General features: G+C 68.1%; 19 protein-coding genes. 14 read left to right on the top strand and 5 right to left on the bottom strand.

The window, feature by feature from the left end; all coding sequences use genetic code 11:
* Positions 1–173: 173 nt before the first annotated feature.
* Positions 174–1,010: a hypothetical protein gene (locus FHR84_RS09430; RefSeq protein WP_179535100.1), complete on the bottom strand. Its 837-nt coding sequence runs from the start codon at positions 1,008–1,010 to the stop codon at positions 174–176.
* Positions 1,011–1,359: 349 nt separating this feature from the next.
* Here FHR84_RS09430 and rplJ point away from each other — a divergent pair, with 349 nt between their 5' ends.
* The 5 genes from rplJ (at position 1,360) to FHR84_RS09405 (ending at position 4,794) form a co-directional block, all read left to right on the top strand.
* The gene (gene rplJ, locus FHR84_RS09425) at positions 1,360–1,875 is read left to right on the top strand and encodes a 50S ribosomal protein L10 (RefSeq protein ID WP_179535099.1); all 516 of its coding nucleotides are present in this window, start codon (positions 1,360–1,362) and stop codon (positions 1,873–1,875) included.
* 92 nt (positions 1,876–1,967) lie between these two features.
* Positions 1,968–2,354 carry a 50S ribosomal protein L7/L12 gene (gene rplL, locus FHR84_RS09420; RefSeq protein WP_179535098.1) on the top strand — a complete coding sequence of 129 codons (387 nt, stop codon included), beginning with the start codon at positions 1,968–1,970 and terminating at the stop codon, positions 2,352–2,354.
* A gap of 500 nt (positions 2,355–2,854) precedes the next feature.
* Positions 2,855–3,349 (top strand): STAS domain-containing protein, encoded by a 495-nt coding sequence (locus tag FHR84_RS09415; protein ID WP_179535097.1) that lies wholly within the window; start codon positions 2,855–2,857, stop codon positions 3,347–3,349.
* A gap of 118 nt (positions 3,350–3,467) precedes the next feature.
* Positions 3,468–4,235, top strand: a complete 768-nt coding sequence (locus FHR84_RS09410) for a Mut7-C RNAse domain-containing protein (RefSeq protein ID WP_179535394.1) — start codon at positions 3,468–3,470, stop codon at positions 4,233–4,235.
* Positions 4,236–4,431: 196 nt separating this feature from the next.
* A complete protein-coding gene (locus FHR84_RS09405; RefSeq protein WP_179535096.1) occupies positions 4,432–4,794 on the top strand; it encodes a hypothetical protein in 363 nt (120 codons plus the stop codon).
* Positions 4,795–4,804: 10 nt separating this feature from the next.
* On the opposite strand, the gene FHR84_RS09400 is transcribed toward FHR84_RS09405, so the two are convergent.
* The 4 genes from FHR84_RS09400 to FHR84_RS22850 form a co-directional block, all read right to left on the bottom strand.
* A complete protein-coding gene (locus FHR84_RS09400; protein ID WP_179535095.1) occupies positions 4,805–5,233 on the bottom strand; it encodes a hypothetical protein in 429 nt (142 codons plus the stop codon).
* Between the two features lie 50 nt (positions 5,234–5,283).
* Positions 5,284–6,216, bottom strand: coding sequence for a hypothetical protein (locus FHR84_RS09395; RefSeq protein WP_179535094.1), 933 nt, complete (start codon positions 6,214–6,216; stop codon positions 5,284–5,286).
* Complete coding sequence (locus tag FHR84_RS09390; protein WP_179535093.1) at positions 6,213–6,626, bottom strand: hypothetical protein; 414 nt, start codon at positions 6,624–6,626, stop codon at positions 6,213–6,215. Before FHR84_RS09390 ends, FHR84_RS09395 begins: the two co-directional genes overlap by 4 nt.
* A gap of 608 nt (positions 6,627–7,234) precedes the next feature.
* A complete protein-coding gene (locus FHR84_RS22850; protein WP_281361284.1) occupies positions 7,235–7,357 on the bottom strand; it encodes a hypothetical protein in 123 nt (40 codons plus the stop codon).
* A 318-nt stretch (positions 7,358–7,675) separates the two neighbouring features.
* Here FHR84_RS22850 and FHR84_RS09385 point away from each other — a divergent pair, with 318 nt between their 5' ends.
* From FHR84_RS09385 to FHR84_RS09345, 9 genes are read left to right on the top strand one after another with little or no spacing between them, the layout of a single operon-like run.
* Positions 7,676–8,941 carry an ATP-binding cassette domain-containing protein gene (locus FHR84_RS09385; RefSeq protein WP_179535393.1) on the top strand — a complete coding sequence of 422 codons (1,266 nt, stop codon included), beginning with the start codon at positions 7,676–7,678 and terminating at the stop codon, positions 8,939–8,941.
* On the top strand, positions 8,938–9,729 hold the full coding sequence (locus FHR84_RS09380; RefSeq protein WP_179535092.1) for an ABC transporter permease: 792 nt from the start codon (positions 8,938–8,940) through the stop codon (positions 9,727–9,729). The genes FHR84_RS09385 and FHR84_RS09380 overlap by 4 nt, the downstream gene beginning before the upstream one ends.
* Positions 9,730–9,733: 4 nt before the next feature.
* Positions 9,734–10,573 carry an MlaE family ABC transporter permease gene (locus FHR84_RS09375; RefSeq protein ID WP_179535091.1) on the top strand — a complete coding sequence of 280 codons (840 nt, stop codon included), beginning with the start codon at positions 9,734–9,736 and terminating at the stop codon, positions 10,571–10,573.
* Positions 10,570–11,961, top strand: a complete 1,392-nt coding sequence (locus tag FHR84_RS09370; protein WP_179535090.1) for an MCE family protein — start codon at positions 10,570–10,572, stop codon at positions 11,959–11,961. Before FHR84_RS09375 ends, FHR84_RS09370 begins: the two co-directional genes overlap by 4 nt.
* Positions 11,958–12,983, top strand: coding sequence for an MCE family protein (locus FHR84_RS09365; protein ID WP_179535089.1), 1,026 nt, complete (start codon positions 11,958–11,960; stop codon positions 12,981–12,983). The genes FHR84_RS09370 and FHR84_RS09365 overlap by 4 nt, the downstream gene beginning before the upstream one ends.
* Positions 12,980–13,960 (top strand): MCE family protein, encoded by a 981-nt coding sequence (locus FHR84_RS09360; protein WP_179535088.1) that lies wholly within the window; start codon positions 12,980–12,982, stop codon positions 13,958–13,960. Before FHR84_RS09365 ends, FHR84_RS09360 begins: the two co-directional genes overlap by 4 nt.
* A complete protein-coding gene (locus FHR84_RS09355) occupies positions 13,957–15,198 on the top strand; it encodes an MCE family protein (protein ID WP_179535087.1) in 1,242 nt (413 codons plus the stop codon). The genes FHR84_RS09360 and FHR84_RS09355 overlap by 4 nt, the downstream gene beginning before the upstream one ends.
* Positions 15,198–16,493, top strand: coding sequence for an MCE family protein (locus FHR84_RS09350; protein WP_179535086.1), 1,296 nt, complete (start codon positions 15,198–15,200; stop codon positions 16,491–16,493). The genes FHR84_RS09355 and FHR84_RS09350 overlap by 1 nt, the downstream gene beginning before the upstream one ends.
* The gene (locus FHR84_RS09345; RefSeq protein WP_179535085.1) at positions 16,493–17,602 is read left to right on the top strand and encodes an MlaD family protein; all 1,110 of its coding nucleotides are present in this window, start codon (positions 16,493–16,495) and stop codon (positions 17,600–17,602) included. The genes FHR84_RS09350 and FHR84_RS09345 overlap by 1 nt, the downstream gene beginning before the upstream one ends.
* The last annotated feature ends 22 nt before the right edge of the window (positions 17,603–17,624 follow it).

Below are 17,624 nucleotides of genomic sequence, written 5' to 3'. Positions count from 1 at the left end.
CGCTGCAGCCAATGAAAGACAAAGGGGTCTCAAAGCTGTGGTTGCGTCGGGAGGTGCACGCGGTGGATGAGCGCTTTAGCGGGCTGCTGCACGAGCAGCCGAGGCGGGATCCGGACCGACATCCCGAAGGATCGTGCCCTCGGAATCACGGCCGTCCCGTGGGGTACCGCGAGTCAGCCCCCGCACTCCGCGGGCCGGTAGCTGTCGATCTTCCACCCGCCGGAGCCCTGCCGGGCCATGCCGAACTCGCCGAGCCGGGGGCCGCCGCTCACTCGCAGGTCGCAGGAGGACAGCCTCGCGCGGTCGCCGATCTTCTCCGCGGCGTCGCGGGCGATGCTCGGGTTCTTGTAGGAGTACTTGTCGGTGATCTCCTCGCCGATCGCCTTCGCGGCGGCCGCGCAGTCCTCGGCCCCGCGGGCCGCGGCGAACTCGCTCTCGGCCGCGTCGGTGAACAGCAGGCACACATCGGTGGGGGAGTCGCCGGCCAGCAGGTCGTACGCGGAGACGACCGCCCCGCGCGGGGAGGTCTGCAGCACGGCCGAACTGCTGCCGCCCCCTCCACCGCCTCCCGAAGCCCCCCGCGGTGCGTCGCGCCCCCCGCCGCCGAACATGCTGTTGTACAGGTACATCAGCACCAGCACGATCACGAGCAGGTACAGCAGCCTGCGCACGGCCTTGAAGCGCAGCAGCCCGAGCGTCCTGCGGTACCACGGTCGTTTCGGTGCCTCCCCGGGGGAGCCGCCCGTCGTCGCGGGGGGAGGGGCGTCGCCGTAGCGGCGCTGCCACTCCTGGAAGCGCCGGAACTCGAGGAACTGCTGGTACTCGCGGAAGGCCTCCTCGTCGGAGCTCGCCGTTCCGGTGGGCCGTTCCTCCCGGCCGGGGAGTCCGCGCCGGGGCTCGTCCGGGGTGGGGACCACTTCGGCGTCGACGATCTCGGGAGGGGGCGCGGCGGAGTCGGACTGCCGTCCCGGGGACTCGGCGTGCTCCGAGGGATCTCGATGATCGGCCACGGGGACATCATGCCGTGCCGGGCAAGCCGCGCGCGCCCGGCCGCGCCGGGCGGACGTCCTCCACCGGGGGCGGGTTCCCGTTCGCGCGGGTCGTGTCGTACCGTGGAAGAGGTTCCACCAGAGACCGCTGGTCTTTTCCGCCGGTGGGGTGCCGGTATCGGCGCCGTGCACCGGGGAGAACGAAGGTCCCGTAGAGACGGGCGACCCGCGCAGGAGGACGAGGCTGGCGCAGCGCGTGCTGCGCGCGGTGAATCTTTTCACGCCCCGTGCCGAATGCGCCGGGGCGTTTTGTCGTCTCAGGGCTCTTGGCGACCGGCACACAGTCGCGAGGCACTAGAGAGGAGGCGACATGGCGAGGCCCGAAAAGGTTGACGCGGTCAATGAGCTCTCGGAGAACTTCAGCAACTCGACCGCCACCGTCGTTACCGAGTACCGCGGGCTGACGACGGGCCAGCTCAAGGAGCTGCGTCGTAACCTCGGTGAGGACGCGACCTACCGCGTCGCGAAGAACACGCTGGTTCGGCGCGCGACCGAACAGGCAGGCGTCGAGGGCATCGACGACCTGATCCAGGGCCCGACCGCCCTCACCTTCATCAAGGGTGAGCCGGTGGAGGCGGCGAAGACACTGCGTGACTTCGCCAAGGATCACAAGGCCCTTGAGATCAAGGGCGGCTACATGGACGGCGGCCCGATCTCGGCCGGTGAGGTCGAGCGGATCGCCGATCTGGATTCGCGCGAGGTCACGCTGGGCAAGCTGGCCGGTGCGTTGAAGGCGAAGATGAACCAGGCCGCTGTCATGTTCGCGGCTCCCGCGTCCCAGGTCGCGCGGATGACCGAGGACTTGAAGTCCAAGAAGGAAGAGTGAACCGGAACCGCGTGTGCGGTTCGACTCCTCCTCCGCGAGCAACACCCGTGCGCCGCGCGTCGGCGCGATGCTGATGTGAAAGGAACACCACCATGGCCAAGATGAGCAACGAAGAGCTGCTGGACGTCTTCAAGGAAATGACGCTGCTCGAGCTCTCCGAGTTCGTGAAGCAGTTCGAGGAGACCTTCGACGTCTCCGCCGCCGCCCCGGCCGCCGTCGCCGCCGCCCCGGCCGCCGGTGCCGCTGCCGAGGAGGAGGAAGAGCAGGACGAGTTCGACGTCATGCTCGACGACGCCGGCGAGGAGAAGATCAAGGTCATCAAGGCTGTTCGCGAGATCGTCTCCGGCCTGGGCCTGAAGGAGGCCAAGGAGATGGTCGAGAACGCTCCGAAGCCGGTTGTCGAGAAGGTCGACAAGGAGCGTGCCAACGAGGTCAAGGGCAAGCTCGAGGAGTCCGGTGCCAAGATCACCCTCAAGTGATCTCTCGGTTCCTTCGAGGGGCGGCCACCCATCGGGTGGTCGCCCCTTTTTCGCGCTTCGCCGGGCAGGGTCCTGCGCGCTGCGTGCCTGCTTTGGGTGCTTTATCACCGGGACGAGTGTTTTTGTGTGAACTGAATGTGTAAATCAGTTTCTTTTCGGCTGAGCGTTTCCTGAAATAATTCTGAGAGAAAAAGTCGGGGAGCACGTATCGTAGTGGTGCCGAAATTGATCGCCTTCGGGGTGCGCCTGCTGTTGATCAAGGCCGTGGCCACCGGTGACGCTGTGTGTGTGCGTGTGGGCTGAGCTTTTTTCCTCTGTGACCTGTTTCTCTTGGCGCGCGTTGTGCGGGCTGGCTACAGTCGTCGGTGACGTCGGGTTACACGGAAAAAGGGACCCCGAAAGGTCGCATTCGCCGAATGTGACGCGTCGTGGCGCGATTATCCGATCAAGAGCGAGACGTCGGCTCTGCGCCACCTTGGTGAAACCAAAAGGTGGATCATATGACTGAAACATCGGTTCGGGGAAGCGACTACGTCGCGGACCACGTGCGAGCTGTCGAAGAGAGCAACGACAACGTCGCGTTTCGGTTGAGCACGGAGCGACCGCGGCGCGGTGTGATCGTGATCAGCGTGTTCGGTGACCTGGACATGATCACCGTCCCCCGGTTCACGGAAATCGTTCAGCAGCGGGTGGACTCCTCGGCCCCCGTGATCGTGCTGGACCTGACCGGCGTGACGTTTCTCGGAGTCGAGGCGATCAAGATGCTGGCGCAGCTGGACCTGCGCGCGCACCTCTCCGGGAAGCGTCTCTCGCTGGTCACCGGTGTGCGAGCGGTGGACCGCCCCCTGGAAGCACTGGGCCTGGCCGCGCGGTTCACCTACGGGAGCAGGCCGGTGTTCGAGCAGCGCACCGAGCGCGCGGAGCTGGTTCAGCCCCGCCCATCGCCGCAGCCGCCGCGGCAGCGGGCCAGCGACTGGGCCGCGATGAGTCGTTGAGCGTGGCGCGGACGGGCAACGCCGCGAGGGTCCCCGGCGTGGGCTTCGCCGGGGACCCTCGCGCGCGTGTCCCAGGAGAGCGGTGGGGGAGATCGCCGGGGAGACCACCGCGGTCGTGATGTCGGTGCCGGAGCGGAACGCGGGAGGAGCGGTTCCCGGCGCCGTGTTCGTCCGGCTCGCTGCCGAGCTGCGGCTGTTCGCGGCCCCGCGGAACAGGCGGGAGCGGCTGCGGGTGCCCCACGACGGGACGGCCTCGGTCGGGCACGTGGTCCAGTCGCTGGGGGTGCCGCTGACCGAGGTGGGCGGTTTGTTCCTCGACGGCGCTGCCGCCACCCCCGAGACCAGGCCGACCGACGGCAGTCTGCTCGAGGTGCGGCCGCTCGACTGGCCCGAACACGTGCGGAGACGCTTCGTGCTGGATGTTCACCTCGGCACCCTGACGCGCAGGCTCCGCCTGCTCGGCCTGGACACCGCCTACCGCAACGACGCCACCGACGACGAGCTGGTCGAACAGGCCGCGCGGCAGCGGCGCGTGCTGCTCAGCAGGGACCGGGGGCTGCTGCGCCGCAGGAAACTCCCGGAGGGGGCGTTCGTCCGCTCCTCCCGGCCCGACGACCAGCTCCGCGAGGTGCTGAACCGGTTCGCCCCTCCACTGCGCCCGTGGAGCAGGTGCGTGTCCTGCAACGGATCGTTGGAGGCGGTGAGCAAGGGGGAGGTTTCGGCACGCCTGGAGCCCGGGACCCGCGGGTGCTACGACGTGTTCGCCCGCTGCCGCTCGTGCGGGAGGGTCTACTGGCGCGGGGCGCACTCCAGGGAGCTGGAGGGGATCGTCGAAGCGGCCCGCGCCGCGCATCCCGGCCCCCCGGACCGGCCGGGCAGCGGGTAGCGGGGCGCCGGGGAGGACCTCGTTGCCGGCGGACGCTCCGGTGCTGTCAGCCGGTTCCCCGTCGGTGCTCCCGCACGGGAGGTCCGGTCGCGTCGCTGCCGCGGTTCGGTGCTCCCATGCGGCGAAAGCTGTTCGCTTCGTGCTTTTCACGGATAGCGTGTGGCTCCCACCGGCATGAGCTGCCCAGCATGCCCGCATGCCGATCTCCGCGAGGTTCCGGGAACGTGTTCGTGACCTCCTGGATCCGGGCGAGGAGATCCGCTACGTCTTCCCGGCCGAGCTCGTCGGCAGTTTCCTGCCCGACGTCGTTTTCGTGGTGTCCGACCGGGCGACGGTGGTGCTTTCCACGACCGCGTTGCGGCGGGACCGCCCGAGGAGAGTGCTGTCCCGGAACCCGCGCGGGGCCCGGCTCGGGCCGGTGGACACCAACACCACCCCGTGGTTCACCTTCTACGGGGTGCACTACCACGTGGACGACGACTACGTGGCGGTGATCAACGCCGCCGCCGAACCGTCCCGGGGCGAGGGGCAGCCTCCGGACCCGCTCCCGGACCTGTGAGTTCCCGGGATCAGCCGGAGGTCTCGGCCGGGGCGTAGTCGGCGGCCACCGCGTCGTCCCTACCGCGCAGGCTCAGCAGCTTGAGTCCGCGCAGCGGCTCGAAGGGCTCGTCCGGGCCGATCAGCTCGGCCTCCGTGCGGCCCTCGTCGGTCTCCTCGACCAGGTATCGCTTCGCGGCGACCTCGAACATCTCCAGCACGGGCATCCCCTCCGCGTGCAGGAGTTCCGCGATCGTCGTGCCCCGCTCGTGCGTGGTGGCCACCGTTGTCGAGGCGCGGTAGTCGTGCTTGACGTCCTCACCGGTGTTGGGTTCGACGGTCAGTGCCGTGGCCCCCAGCCACTCGGCGGGCTTCAGCACGGTCGCCGGACAGTCGATCGGATCGTCCGCGTCCGCGTCGAAGCACGCTCTGGTGACGATGTGTTCTGCTGCGAAACGCACGGAGTCCCCTGGAAGCTCGGTGGGTGATCAGCGGGTGAGTGGCAGGAGGCTCACCGCGCCACGGTGGCCTGGCACCAGAGCTCGATCCTGGCGGGGCCGTCCGCCGCGGGGTCGGCGCTGTACCAGGTGGCGGTGACCCGGGGGGAGTCCTCCTCGTCCATGCGGACGGGCCTGGTCCAGGTTCCTCCGTGGATCAGCTCCATCAGCTGGAACGTGGCGGAGTCCGGGGTGTGGTGGGTCCGCCAGATCTCGACGTCGACCCGCACCGTCCCGTCGTCGAGCAGCGCAGGCTTGTCGACCTTCACGGTGCCGACCTCGCTCCACCAGAGCTTGCTCAGCAGGGTCGCGAGCTTGTTCGCGTGCTCGTGCGCGCGGGTGCCGTCGCATCCGCTTGTCTCGACCCGGAGCAGCATCCTGCAGTCCTCCCGCACGCCCCGGGAGGGCCTGGTGTGCCGCGCCGTGATCTCGTCGAGCTCCTCGGCCGAGTACTCGAACTCCTCCTCGAAGACCGCCTCCTCGAATTCGAGCTCCTCGGGGCCCTGCCGCCAGTCACGCTCGTGCACCGCGAGCTCGTGCTCCTCGGTGGAGGCGGGCAGCACGTCCTCGTGCCCGGCCAGCGGTGCCTCCACGCGGACGGCCCCGTCCGGGGAAGCGGCCGGTGTCGGCCCCTCGGCCGTGACCCCGAGGTCGGCCAGCCGCGCGGACGCGGTCCGCAGACAGGCGTCGTGGCCCTCCTCGACGTTCGGGTCGTAGCCGTCGTACCGGACGAGCCGCACCCGGAAACCCCGCCCGCGCGTCTCCTCGGAGGCCTCGATCTCGAAGTCGGTGGGTGCGAGCCTTTCGAGCAGCGTTCGACACTCGTCCATCGCCGCGCCGAAGTCCTCACCGGCGAGCGTGAGGATCAGGATCGTCACCGTTACGGGCGAGTCCTCTTCCGGCGAGGGGCGGCCGTGGAACTCCGGTTCCTCGTGATGGGCGGTCATCGGCTATCGACATCCCACGGATCGAAGCCGATGGTGGCGCGCAGGTGGTAGTGGATGCACGAGGGGTGGATCAACGCCGCTTCCTCCGGGCTTTTCGAGCAGTCCTCGACGGTCCAGCCTTCGTCCGGGTCGAAAAGAATGTGGTAGTCCGAGGCCAGACCGAGGCTGGTGAGCACGCGGTCGCTCCAGGTCTCCATGTCGCGCAGCGTTCGCCGCGTCACCGACCCCGTCGTGCCGGTCAGCAGGTCGAACTCGTGATGCCCGTGTTCGGAGGAGCGATGCAACGCGCAGCGCTTCGGTTCGAGTTTCGACAGCAGTGGGCCGAACTCTCTGGAGGCATCGGCCATCGTTCTCGTCGTGACGACCAGGTGCAGTCCCACGGCCACGTCGTTCTGGTGGATATCGCTCAATGTTTCGACGACTCCGTGCCGCGGGACGTGTCCGAGGAGACACCGTGCGTGGCCGCCATCGGTGTGCCTCGCCGAGTGGGACGCCGTGCTGGAACGTGCGTGAGCAGCGTATTTCCCTCCGTGCCGTTGTGCCGATGCCCAGGGTATGCTATCCGCTCGTTCGGTCCGGTGGCGATGGGTTTTGTCACTACGTCAACCGTCCGAGGGCCCCGCGGCGCAACGAGGCGAGCCGGTCGGAGAATTCCCGCCGACAGGAGCGTTCTCTCGCGCGGCGTTCGGCGCGCGAGACGAGACGATCGGAGGTCCGTTCGATCCGGGAACCGCGGAGAAGCGGAACGCAGCCGGCCCTGTGGGCGCTGGCCGTGTGCGCGCTGCTGTTGAACCTGTACCTGCTGTGGTGGCGACGGGCAGTTCTCCGGAACGCGGTGCTCTACGTGGTGATGTTCGGTCCTCTCGGGCAGGCGCAGTGGATGCGTGGTCGTCAGCTTCGGCGCCTTCACGCTGCTCGGGGATCTCCGGCGGGAGAGCGGCGGTGAGCCGGAGCGGCCTGCGGCGGAAGCGCCGGGCGTTGTCCTGACCTGCCGCTCGTGCGGTTCATCGGTGCTTCATCAGTCCCGGCGGGTCGCGAGCCTCTTCCGGGGGCCGAGCAGGACCAGTCCGCAGGCCGTTCCGAACGCCATCACCAGAGCGGGTTCGGCCGCCCAGCTGACCGAATCGTCGAATGTGGACACACAGCCGCGGAGCGGTGCCACAGCGAGCCCCGCTCCGAGAGGGGCGGCCGGCTGTGTCCGGAGCGGGCGGCGTGAGTCGTTCATCGTCTCTCCGGTAGCTGTGGACAACTCCCAGTTTTAGGCAAAACTGGATCACCCGCGAAAGTACTTCGAAACTTGGGAGTAACCCTCGTCACTCCGGTCTCGTTGGGGGTGTGACGCGTTCTACTGCCGTTAAACGTGTCACAAGACCAGGCCTGGGGTCCGGAACCCCGGCTCTGAGCCCAACATCCGAGCGATGCCCCGGTGCGGGCGCCGATGAGCGACGTGGAGGTGTGGATGGGTGTCGAAGTGGCCGTCGAGGGGCTGTCCAAGTCCTTCGGGTCGCAGAACATCTGGTCCGACGTCACGCTGACACTGCCCACCGGCGAGATCAGTGTGCTGCTCGGCCCCTCCGGGACCGGGAAATCGGTGTTCCTGAAGGCGCTCGTCGGCCTGCTCTCCCCGGAACACGGCAAAGTCCTGATCAACGGGGTGGACGTCTGCGACTGCTCGGAGAGCAAGCTCTACGAGGTGCGCAAACTGTTCGGCGTGCTGTTCCAGGACGGCGCGCTGTTCGGCTCGATGAACCTCTACGACAACATCGCCTTCCCGCTGCGCGAGCACACGAGCAAGGGCGAGACCGAGGTCCGGCGCATCGTGCAGGAAAAGATGGAGATGGTCGGCCTGGTCGGTTCCGAGACCAAGCTGCCCGGTGAGATCTCCGGCGGTATGAAGAAGCGCGCCGGCCTGGCCCGCGCGCTGGTGCTCGACCCCGAGATCATCCTGTTCGACGAACCGGACTCCGGACTCGACCCGGTGCGCACCGCCTACCTCAACCAGCTGATCGTCGACCTCAACGCCCAGACCGACGCGACGTTCCTGATCGTCACCCACGACATCAACACCGCGCGGACGGTCCCGGACAACATCGGTATGCTCTACCGGCGGCACCTGGCCATGTTCGGCCCGCGGGAGATGTTGCTGACCTCCACCGAACCCGCCGTGGAGCAGTTCCTCAACGGCCGGCGAGCCGGCCCCATCGGCATGAGCGAGGAGAAGGACTCCGGCCAGACCGCTGCCGAGCTGGCCGAGCTCGGCGAGGACAGGGGAGTCCCCGAGATCATTCCGCAGCTGGGGATCTCCCCGGGAGTCCCGGAGCGGGCCGCCGTGTGGCGCCGCCAGGACAGGGTGATGGCCAACCTGGACACGCTGGACCCCGGGGCGAGGCAGGCCGTCGTCAACAGCCTCACCCCGCGGGAGCGGGAGCGCTACGGGCTGGCCGAACCGAGTGCCTCCGCCGCCCCGGGCGGGAGCGGAACGGAAACCGTCTCCGGAACCCTGCCGACCGACGCCCTGCCGACGGACCGGATCGCGACGCTGCCGGAACAGTCCACAGCGGACACGCCTCCGGAGGGTGCGGCGGCCGACGACCAGCTGCCCTCAGCCGCACCGGAGCGCCCCCGTCCGACCCCGCACCCCCGCGCGGCCCCGGAGAACTCCGAGCCGGAGACCGTGGGAGGCCGCAAGCGGCGCTGGTTCTCCCGTAAGCGGGGTGAGCGGTGAGCGCACCCACCCGAACGAACTTTCCGGGAGCGGGCGCGCTGCGGGAGACCGGCAGGCTGTTCGCCCTCGGACTCGACGTGATCCGCCTGCTGCCGAAGCGCCCCTTCCAGTTCCGCGAGTTCATCCAGCAGTGCTGGTTCATCGCCGGGGTCACGATCATGCCCACCGCCCTGGTGGCCATCCCCTTCGGCGCGGTCATCGCGTTGCAGCTGGGCTCGTTGACCGAACAGCTCGGGGCCCAGTCCTTCACCGGCGCGGCCAGCGTGCTGGCGATCATCCAGCAGGCCAGTCCCATCGTCACCGCGCTGCTCATCTCCGGCGCGGGTGGTTCGGCGATCTGCGCCGACCTCGGGTCACGCAAGATCCGCGACGAGATCGACGCGATGGAAGTGCTCGGCGTGTCCCCGGTGCAGCGTCTCGTCGTGCCGAGAGTTCTCTCGGCGATGCTGGTCGCGGTGCTGCTCAACGGCATGGTCAGCGTCGTCGGAGTGCTCGGCGGCTACTTCTTCAACGTGATCCTGCAGGGCGGGACCCCGGGGGCCTACATGGCCAGCTTCGGCGCCCTGGCGCGGCTTTCCGACGTGTGGATCGGCGAGTTCAAGGCGTTGATCTTCGGGTTCATCGCCGGGGTCGTCGCCGCCCACCGCGGTCTCAACCCGCCGCCGGGGCCGAAGGGCGTGGGCGAGGCCGTGAACCAGTCGGTGGTGGTCACCTTCCTGCTGCTGTTCGCGGTGAACTTCATCATCACGCTGCTGTACCTGCAGATCTTCCCGGCACAGAGGTTGTGAGGGGATGGCCACGATTTCCCGACGGGTGCGCAGGATCGCCGGTCGTCCACTGCGGACCCTGGACGACCTGGGCGACCAGATGTCCTTCTACCTCCGGACGCTGGTCTGGATCCCCAAAGCGGTCCTGAGGTACTTCAGGGAGGTGCTGCGGCTGCTCGCCGAGGTGAGCTTCGGCAGCGGTGCCCTCGCGGTCATCGGCGGAACGGTCGGCGTGATGATCGGGCTGACCATGTTCACCGGTGTGGTGGTCGGTCTGCAGGGCTACGCCGCGCTCAACCAGCTCGGTACGGCGGCCTTCTCCGGCTTCGTGTCCGCGTACTTCAACACCCGCGAGATCGCCCCTCTGGTGGCCGGGCTCGCGCTGTCGGCCACGGTCGGCTCCGGTTTCACCGCCCAGCTGGGCGCGATGCGGATCTCCGACGAGATCGACGCGCTGGAGGTCATGGGGATCCCCAGCCTGCCCTACCTGGTCAGCACCAGGGTAGTGGCCGGTTTCGTGGCCGTCATCCCGCTGTACGTGCTCGGGCTGCTCAGCTCCTACCTGGCCTCCAGAGCGGTCACGATCTTCGTCTACGGGCAACCACCCGGCACCTACGACAAGTACTTCAACCTGTTCCTGCCCCCGGGGGACGTGCTGTGGTCCTTCGGAAAAGTGCTCGTATTCAGCGTGGTGGTGATCATGACGCACTGCTACTTCGGCTACCGGGCCAGCGGCGGACCGGCCGGTGTCGGTATCGCCGTCGGCCGTGCCGTGCGCACGGCGATCGTGTCCACGGCGGTTCTCGACCTGCTGCTGAGCCTGGCGATCTGGGGCTCCTCGACGACAGTGCGGATCGCCGGATGAGCGCGCGCGGGAAGGCGAGCACGGTCAAGCGGCGCTTCATGGGCCTGGCGCTGCTGATGTGCATGGTGCTGTTCGTCAGCCTGACCGTGGCCATCTACCAGAAGGCCTTCAAACCGGTGGTCGAGGTCGAGTTGCGTGCGGCCTCCGCTGGCAACCAGCTGCGCCCGCGCTCGGACGTGAAGGTGCGGGGCATGCTCGTCGGCGAGGTGCGCCGGGTCAGCGCGAACGGCGACGGGGCGCTGCTGCGGCTGGCTCTCGACCCGGACAAGGTCGACAAGATCCCGTCCAACGTGAGCGCGCTGCTGCTGCCGAAGTCGCTGTTCGGCTCGCGCTACGTCTCCCTGCGACTGCCGGAGGACCCGGCCGGAACGCACCTGTCCGAAGGGGACGTGATCAGCCAGGACCGCACCGGGGCCTCCGTCGAGCTGCAGAACGTGCTCTCCGACACGCTGGAGGTGCTGCGCGCGGTGAAGCCCTCGGAGCTGTCGTCCACGCTCAACGCGCTGAGCACCGCTCTCGAGGGGCGCGGCGACGACCTGGGCGAAACCCTCTCCCGGCTCAACGGCTACCTGGAGGGGTTCAACCCGGCCATCCCCGACCTCAAACGCAACCTGCGCGAACTGGTCGGGGTCGCCGAGACCTACGACGAGGCAGCGCCCGACGTGCTCAACGCGCTGAACAACCTGACCACCACCTCGAAAACCCTGGTCGAGCAGCGCGAGGCCCTCGCAGAGCTCACCGAGCAGACCACGCGCACCTCCGACGACCTGCGCGGTTTCCTGGACAGAAACCGGAAGAACCTGATCACGCTGAACTCGGCGGCGCGGCCCACCACGGACGTGCTGGCCAAGTACGCCCCGGAGTACCGGTGCTTCCTGCGCGACATGGCCGAGTTCGTCCCCAGGATCGACCGTGCCTTCGGCAAGGGAACGGACGAGCCGGGACTGCACATCACCCTGGAGGTGACCGCCGACCGCGGGAAGTACGTGCCGGGAAGGGACGAGCCGACCTACCGGGACGAGCGCGGACCCCGGTGCTACAACTTCGAGAACGCGCCGAGCCCCTTCCCGCAGTACCCGCCGGACGGGCCGGTCAAGGACGGTTCGTACAAGCCGCCGCCGGCACGGACCTCCAACGGAGGAGTCAACCCGCCTTCCGGCGGGGAGGACTACTTGCCGACGGACGAGGAGGCCTCCGGCGAGGCGCCCGCGGGCACCTCCCCGCAGTCCGCGGGGAGGACCGGTGAACTGGCGAACTCCGAAGCCGAGCAGAAGTTCATCTCCACCGTGCTCGCACCGAGCATGGGCGTCCCCCCGGAGGAAGTGCCGGACTGGAGTTCCCTGCTGGTCGGCCCGCTGCTGCGTGGAGCTGAGGTGAGCTACCGATGAACGGCCGCTCGGTCACGGGCCCCCTGGTCAAGTTCACGGTCTTCGTGCTCGTCACCGTGCTGGCGACCGGGGTGCTGGTACTGACCATCGCCAACCAGAACCTGCGGAGCTCGGAGCCGTACTCCGCGCTGTTCACCGACGTCACGGGGCTGAAGGAAGGTGACGACGTCCGCATATCGGGGGTTCGGGTCGGTCAGGTGGAAAACATCGACCTGGTCGACCACGGCACGGCCGAGGTCGAGTTCACCGTTTCCGAACGGCGGTTGCCCAGCTCGACCGAGGCCGCGGTCAAGTGGCGCAACCTCATCGGCGAACGCTACGTGGCGCTGGAGCAGGGCACCGGAGCCGTCGACGACCGGCTGGAACGCGGAGCGACCATCCCGCTGGAACGGACCAGCCCTCCCCTCGATCTCAACGCCCTGCTCGGTGGTTTCCAGCCCCTCTTCCGGGCACTTTCCCCGGAGGAGGTCAACAAGCTCTCCTACGAGATCGTGCAGGTGCTGCAGGGCGAGTCCGGAACGGTGGAGAGCCTGCTGTCGCACACCGCTTCGCTGACCAAGACCATCGCCGAGAAGGACAAGGTGATCGGCGAGGTGGTCTCCAACCTCAACAGCGTGCTGAGCACCGTCGACGAACGCCGGGGCGAACTGTCCGGGCTGGTGGCCCAGCTGCAGGAACTGGTGTCCGGGCTGTCCGCCGACCGGGACTCCGTGGGCGGCGCCATCACGGCCATGGACGAGCTGACCCACACCACGGCGGGGTTCACCGAGGACGCCCGCGAGCCGTTGAAGCAGGACATCGCCGGGCTGCGCGAGGTGTCCGCGAACCTCAACCGGAACAAGGCCGACGTGCGCGAGTTCCTGCAGAACATGCCGGGCAAGCTCGAAACGATCAGCAAGACGGCCAGCTACGGCTCCTGGTTCAACTTCTACGTGTGCGGGGTCTCCGGGAAGGTCGGTGTCGGTGAGGCCGAGATCCCGCTGCCCTTGATGCCGGTTACCCAGCCGAGGTGTCGCCCATGAAGTCCTTTCAGAAGCGGGATCCACTCAAGATCGGCGTGGCCGGGTTGCTGGTGCTGACCCTCGGGATCCTGCTCGCGATGAACTACAAGAGCCTGCCGTTCGTGTCGGGAACCACCTACACGGCCAACTTCAGCGAGGCGGGTGGTCTGGCCGAGGGCGACACCGTGCGGATAGCCGGTGTCCAGGTCGGTTCGGTCACCGGGGTCGAACTGGAGAACGGGCACGTGAAGGTCACCTTCGACGTCGAGGACGCCTGGGTGGGCGACCGGACGCACGCGGCGATCAAGGTCGGCACGTTGCTCGGCAAGAAGTACCTCGCCCTGGACACGCGCGGCGAGCAGGAGCAGAACCACTCGAAACCGATCCCGGTGCAGCGCACCATGTCGCCCTACGACGTGATCGAGACCTTCGAGCAGCTGTCCGACACGGTCGGTGAGGTCGACACCGAGCAGCTGGCCGAAAGCTTCCGGACGCTGTCGGAGACCTTCTCCGGGACCAAGGAGGAGATGCGCGGCACGCTGCAGGGCCTGTCCAGGCTGTCCAACACCATCTCCGAACGCGACAAGCAGCTGAAGGAGCTGCTCGGCAAGACCAACAGGGTCGCGGGAACGCTGGCCGAGCGCAACACCGAGATCGAGAAGCTGCTGCAGGACAGCAACCGGTTGTTGCAGGAGCTGAGACAGCGCAGGGACGCGATCAGGTCCCTGCTCGACGGGGTGACGGAACTGTCCAGGCAGTTGACCGGACTGGTCGAGGACAACGCGGAACAGCTCCGGCCCGCGCTGGAACAGCTGGACCAGGTCACCAAGCTGTTGCGGAACAACCAGGAGAACCTGGGCAAGAGCATCGAGCGGATGGCCCCGTTCACCAGGTTGTTCTCCAACGTGCTCGGGAACGGGCGCTGGTTCGACGTCTATCTCTGCGGGTTGCTTCCACCCGCGGTCGGCCCGGTCAACCAGGAGGGATGTCTGCCATGAGCCGATTGGGCAAACCTCCGTTCACCCGTGGCCTCGCGCTGGGCAGCGTGTTCGTCCTGCTGGTCAGCGTCGCCGTTTGGTGGGTGTTCTTCGGAGTGGACCAGCGCCGTGTCGTCGCCTACTTCGACGACGCGGTCGGACTGTACGAGGGCGGTGAGGTCCGGGTCCTCGGAGTGCGGGTCGGCAGCGTCGACACGGTCACGCCGCAGCCGGAACGCGTCCGGGTGGAGATGAGCGTCCGGCGCGAGCTGAAGATCCCGGCGAACGCGGGAGCCGCCGTGGTCTCGCCCAGCGTGGTCAGCGGACGTTTCGTGCAGCTGACCCCGGTCTACGAGAACGGGCCGACGCTTAAGGACGGGGCGACCATCCCGAACGAGCGGACCGTGACCCCGGTGGAGATCGACGAGGTCTACAACAGTCTCAACGAGCTGTCCGAAGCGCTCGGTCCGAAGGGAGCCAACTCCGACGGCGAGCTGAGCGAGATGCTCGACACCGGAGCGGAGAACCTCGAGGGCAACGGCGAGCTGATCTCGCGCACGCTGCGCGATCTGGGCGAGGCCGGCAGCACGCTCTCCGGCAGCAGCGAGGACCTTTTCGCCACTGTGGACAAACTGCAGAAGGTCACCTCGAACCTGGCCGACAACGACGGCGAGGTGCGTCGCTTCAACAGCCAGATGCGCGAGATCAACGAGCTGCTCGCCTCCCAGCGGGACGACCTCGACACCGCGCTGTCCGAGTTGGCTCTCGCGCTGAACAAGGTGAAGTCCTTCGTGCGCACCAACAAGGACAAGCTGCACAGCAACGTCGAACAGCTCGACTCGATAGCCAAGGTGGTCTCCCGGCAGAACAAGGCGCTGCGCGAAACCCTGACCAAAGCGCCGCTGGCCCTGGGCAACCTGCAGAACTCGTACAACGCGGCCTCGGGAACCCTGGACACCAGGGCGAATCTCAACGAGCTGCGGCAACCGCCGCTGGTGCTGCTGTGCAAACTCCTCAAGCAGGTTCGCCCCGAGAGCGGGAACGACGCTTCGGAGCTGGCCAACGTGCCCGAGGGGCTGCGTTCCGGTTGCGAGTCCGCGCAGAACTTCCTGGACGGTGGAGGGAAGTTGCCCAACCCGGCGGAGACGATCTCCAAGCTGCAGCGCGGCCAGCGGCCCGATCTTCCGCTGCCGCTGAGAACCAGCAGCGACAGGGTCTTCGGCGACTCGGACGGCTCCGGATCGGGAGGACAGGGCTGATGTCGGAAACCGATGGAATCGCACGGGCGAGCCACGACCGCGGAGGCTCGGCTTCGCGCCGCCGGCTTCCGGGGGTGCTGCTGGCGCTGTTCGGCACGCTGCTGCTCACCGCGGGGTGCGGGCTGGGCGGTTTCAAAGGCGTGCACAGCCTTCCGCTGCCCGGCGGGGCGGACGTGGGCGAGAGGCCCTACACGATCAAGGCGCGGTTCGACGACGTGACCGACCTCGTCCCGAACGCGGGCGTGCGGGTCAACGACGTGCCCGTGGGCCGGGTCTCGAACGTCGAGCTCACCGACGAGTCCTGGCAGGCGGAAGTGACCATGGTGGTCAACGACGAGGTGGAGCTGCCGCGCGACGCCCTGGCCAAGATCGAGCAGTCCAGCCTGCTCGGCGAGAAGTACGTGGAGCTGTACAAGCCCCCGGAATCGGAGGCCGCCCGGAAGCAGCTGGGCGAGGGCGACCTGATTCCGCTGGAACGCACGGGACGCGGCCCCGAGGTCGAGGAGGTGCTGGGGGCGCTTTCCATGCTGCTCAACGGCGGTGCGATCGGGAAGGTGCAGAACATAGCCGAGGAGCTCAACAAGGCGCTGGACGGCAGGGAGGGCGAGGTGCGCGACCTGTTGTCCAGAACGGACCGCCTGGTGTCCGAGCTCGACGGGAGCAAGGACGAGATCACGGCGGCCCTGGACAGCGTCAACCGGCTCAGCGCCACGCTCCGCGAACAGCGCGGAAACATCGACACGGCGCTGAACGACCTGGAACCCGGGCTGAAAGTGCTGAACGACCAGCGGGACCAGCTGGTGACGATGCTGGAGTCGCTGGACGAGCTCTCCGGCGTGGCCACCGACGTGATCGACAGCACCAGGCAGGACATCCTGCACAACCTCCGGAACCTGCAACCCGTGCTGCGCAACCTCGCGGCGGCCGGTTCGGACCTGCCGAAATCGCTGGAGATCCTGTTCACCTACCCGTTCACGGACGCGGCGGTCGAAGGTATCAAGGGCGACTACACCAACCTGCACATCGACGTCGACCTGAACCTGAGCCGGGTGACCGAGAACCTGGGCCGCAGCAGGCAGCCCCTGGTCGACCTGCCGAACGAGTCCGAGAGCTCGCAGCTGCCCGACCTGCCCCTGCCGCTTTCCGGGGGGAACCGGCCCGACCCCGTCGAACCGGACGGATCCGGGGACAGCTCCGGCGGCGGGACCACCAAGCAGCCGGAACGGGACCCCTCGTCCGACGACGGGTCGTCCGACGGCGGAGGCTTTTTCGGCTTCCTGTTCGGAGGTGACTGATGCTCACCCGCAAAGTACGCGTGCAGATCGCGGCCTTCCTCGCCGTGGCACTGGTGGGGGTCAGCTACGCCGGAGCCAGATACGCGGGACTGGACCGGCTGTTCGGCCCCAGGGGGTACGTGGTCACGGTTCAGCTCGCCAGCTCGGGCGGGATCTTCCCCAACGCCGAGGTGACCTACCGGGGAGTTCAGGTGGGCAGGGTCGGCGAGCTCGAACTGACCCGGGACGGAGTCGAGGTCCCCCTGGACATCGAACCGTCCGCACCGCGGATCCCCACCGACGTGCGGGCCGTCGTGGCCAACCGCTCGGTCGTCGGCGAGCAGTACGTGGACCTGCGCCCGAGGAGCTCCGACGGGCCGTACCTGCACGATGGCTCGGTCGTCCGGGAACAGGACACCACCACCCCGCTGCCCGTCGAGGACCTGCTGCACAACGTGGACTCCCTCGTCGAGTCCGTGCCCGAGGACTCGCTGCGCACGGTGGTGGACGAGTTGGGCACCGCCTTCGAGGGGAACGGGGACGAGCTCCAGCGGGTGCTGGACACCGCCGACGAGTTCACCGCGGAGGCCGAAGCGCACCTGCCCCAGACCAAGAAGCTGCTCGCGGACACCACCACCGTGCTCGGCACCCAGAACGATCAGGCCTCGGCCGTCCGGTCGTTCAGCGAGGACCTCCGGCTGGTCTCCGAGCAGCTCGAGAAGTCCGACGGCGACATCCGAGCGATCCTGAACCGCGGCACCCCGGCTGCCGAGGAGGTCAGCGGTGTGCTGCGGCGGACCGGCCCGAAGCTCTCCTCGCTCATGGCCAACGGGATACCGACGGCCCGGGCCCTGGAGGACAACGCGGCCGGGCTGGAGCAGATGTTCGTGACCTATCCGGCCGTGTCCGCGGGAGGGTTCACCGTGGCTCCGGGGGACGGTTCGGCGCACTTCGGCCTGGTGCTCAACGCATTCGACCCGATGCCCTGCGTCTACGAGGGAACCGAGCGAAGAGCGGGCAACGAGCTGACTCCGGTTCCGTTGAACAGCGACGCGCGCTGCGAGGTACCCGAGGACAGTCCGACGGCGGTGCGCGGAGGCCGGAACGCTCCGGACGGCCGGGGCGATTGAGATTTTCTGTTCGAGTTGTCGG

The organism is Actinopolyspora biskrensis (genome assembly GCF_013408175.1).
Lineage (GTDB): Bacteria > Actinomycetota > Actinomycetes > Mycobacteriales > Pseudonocardiaceae > Actinopolyspora > Actinopolyspora biskrensis.
Note: the sequence above shows the minus strand (reverse complement) of the source record. Positions and strands in the feature narration are given on the sequence as shown.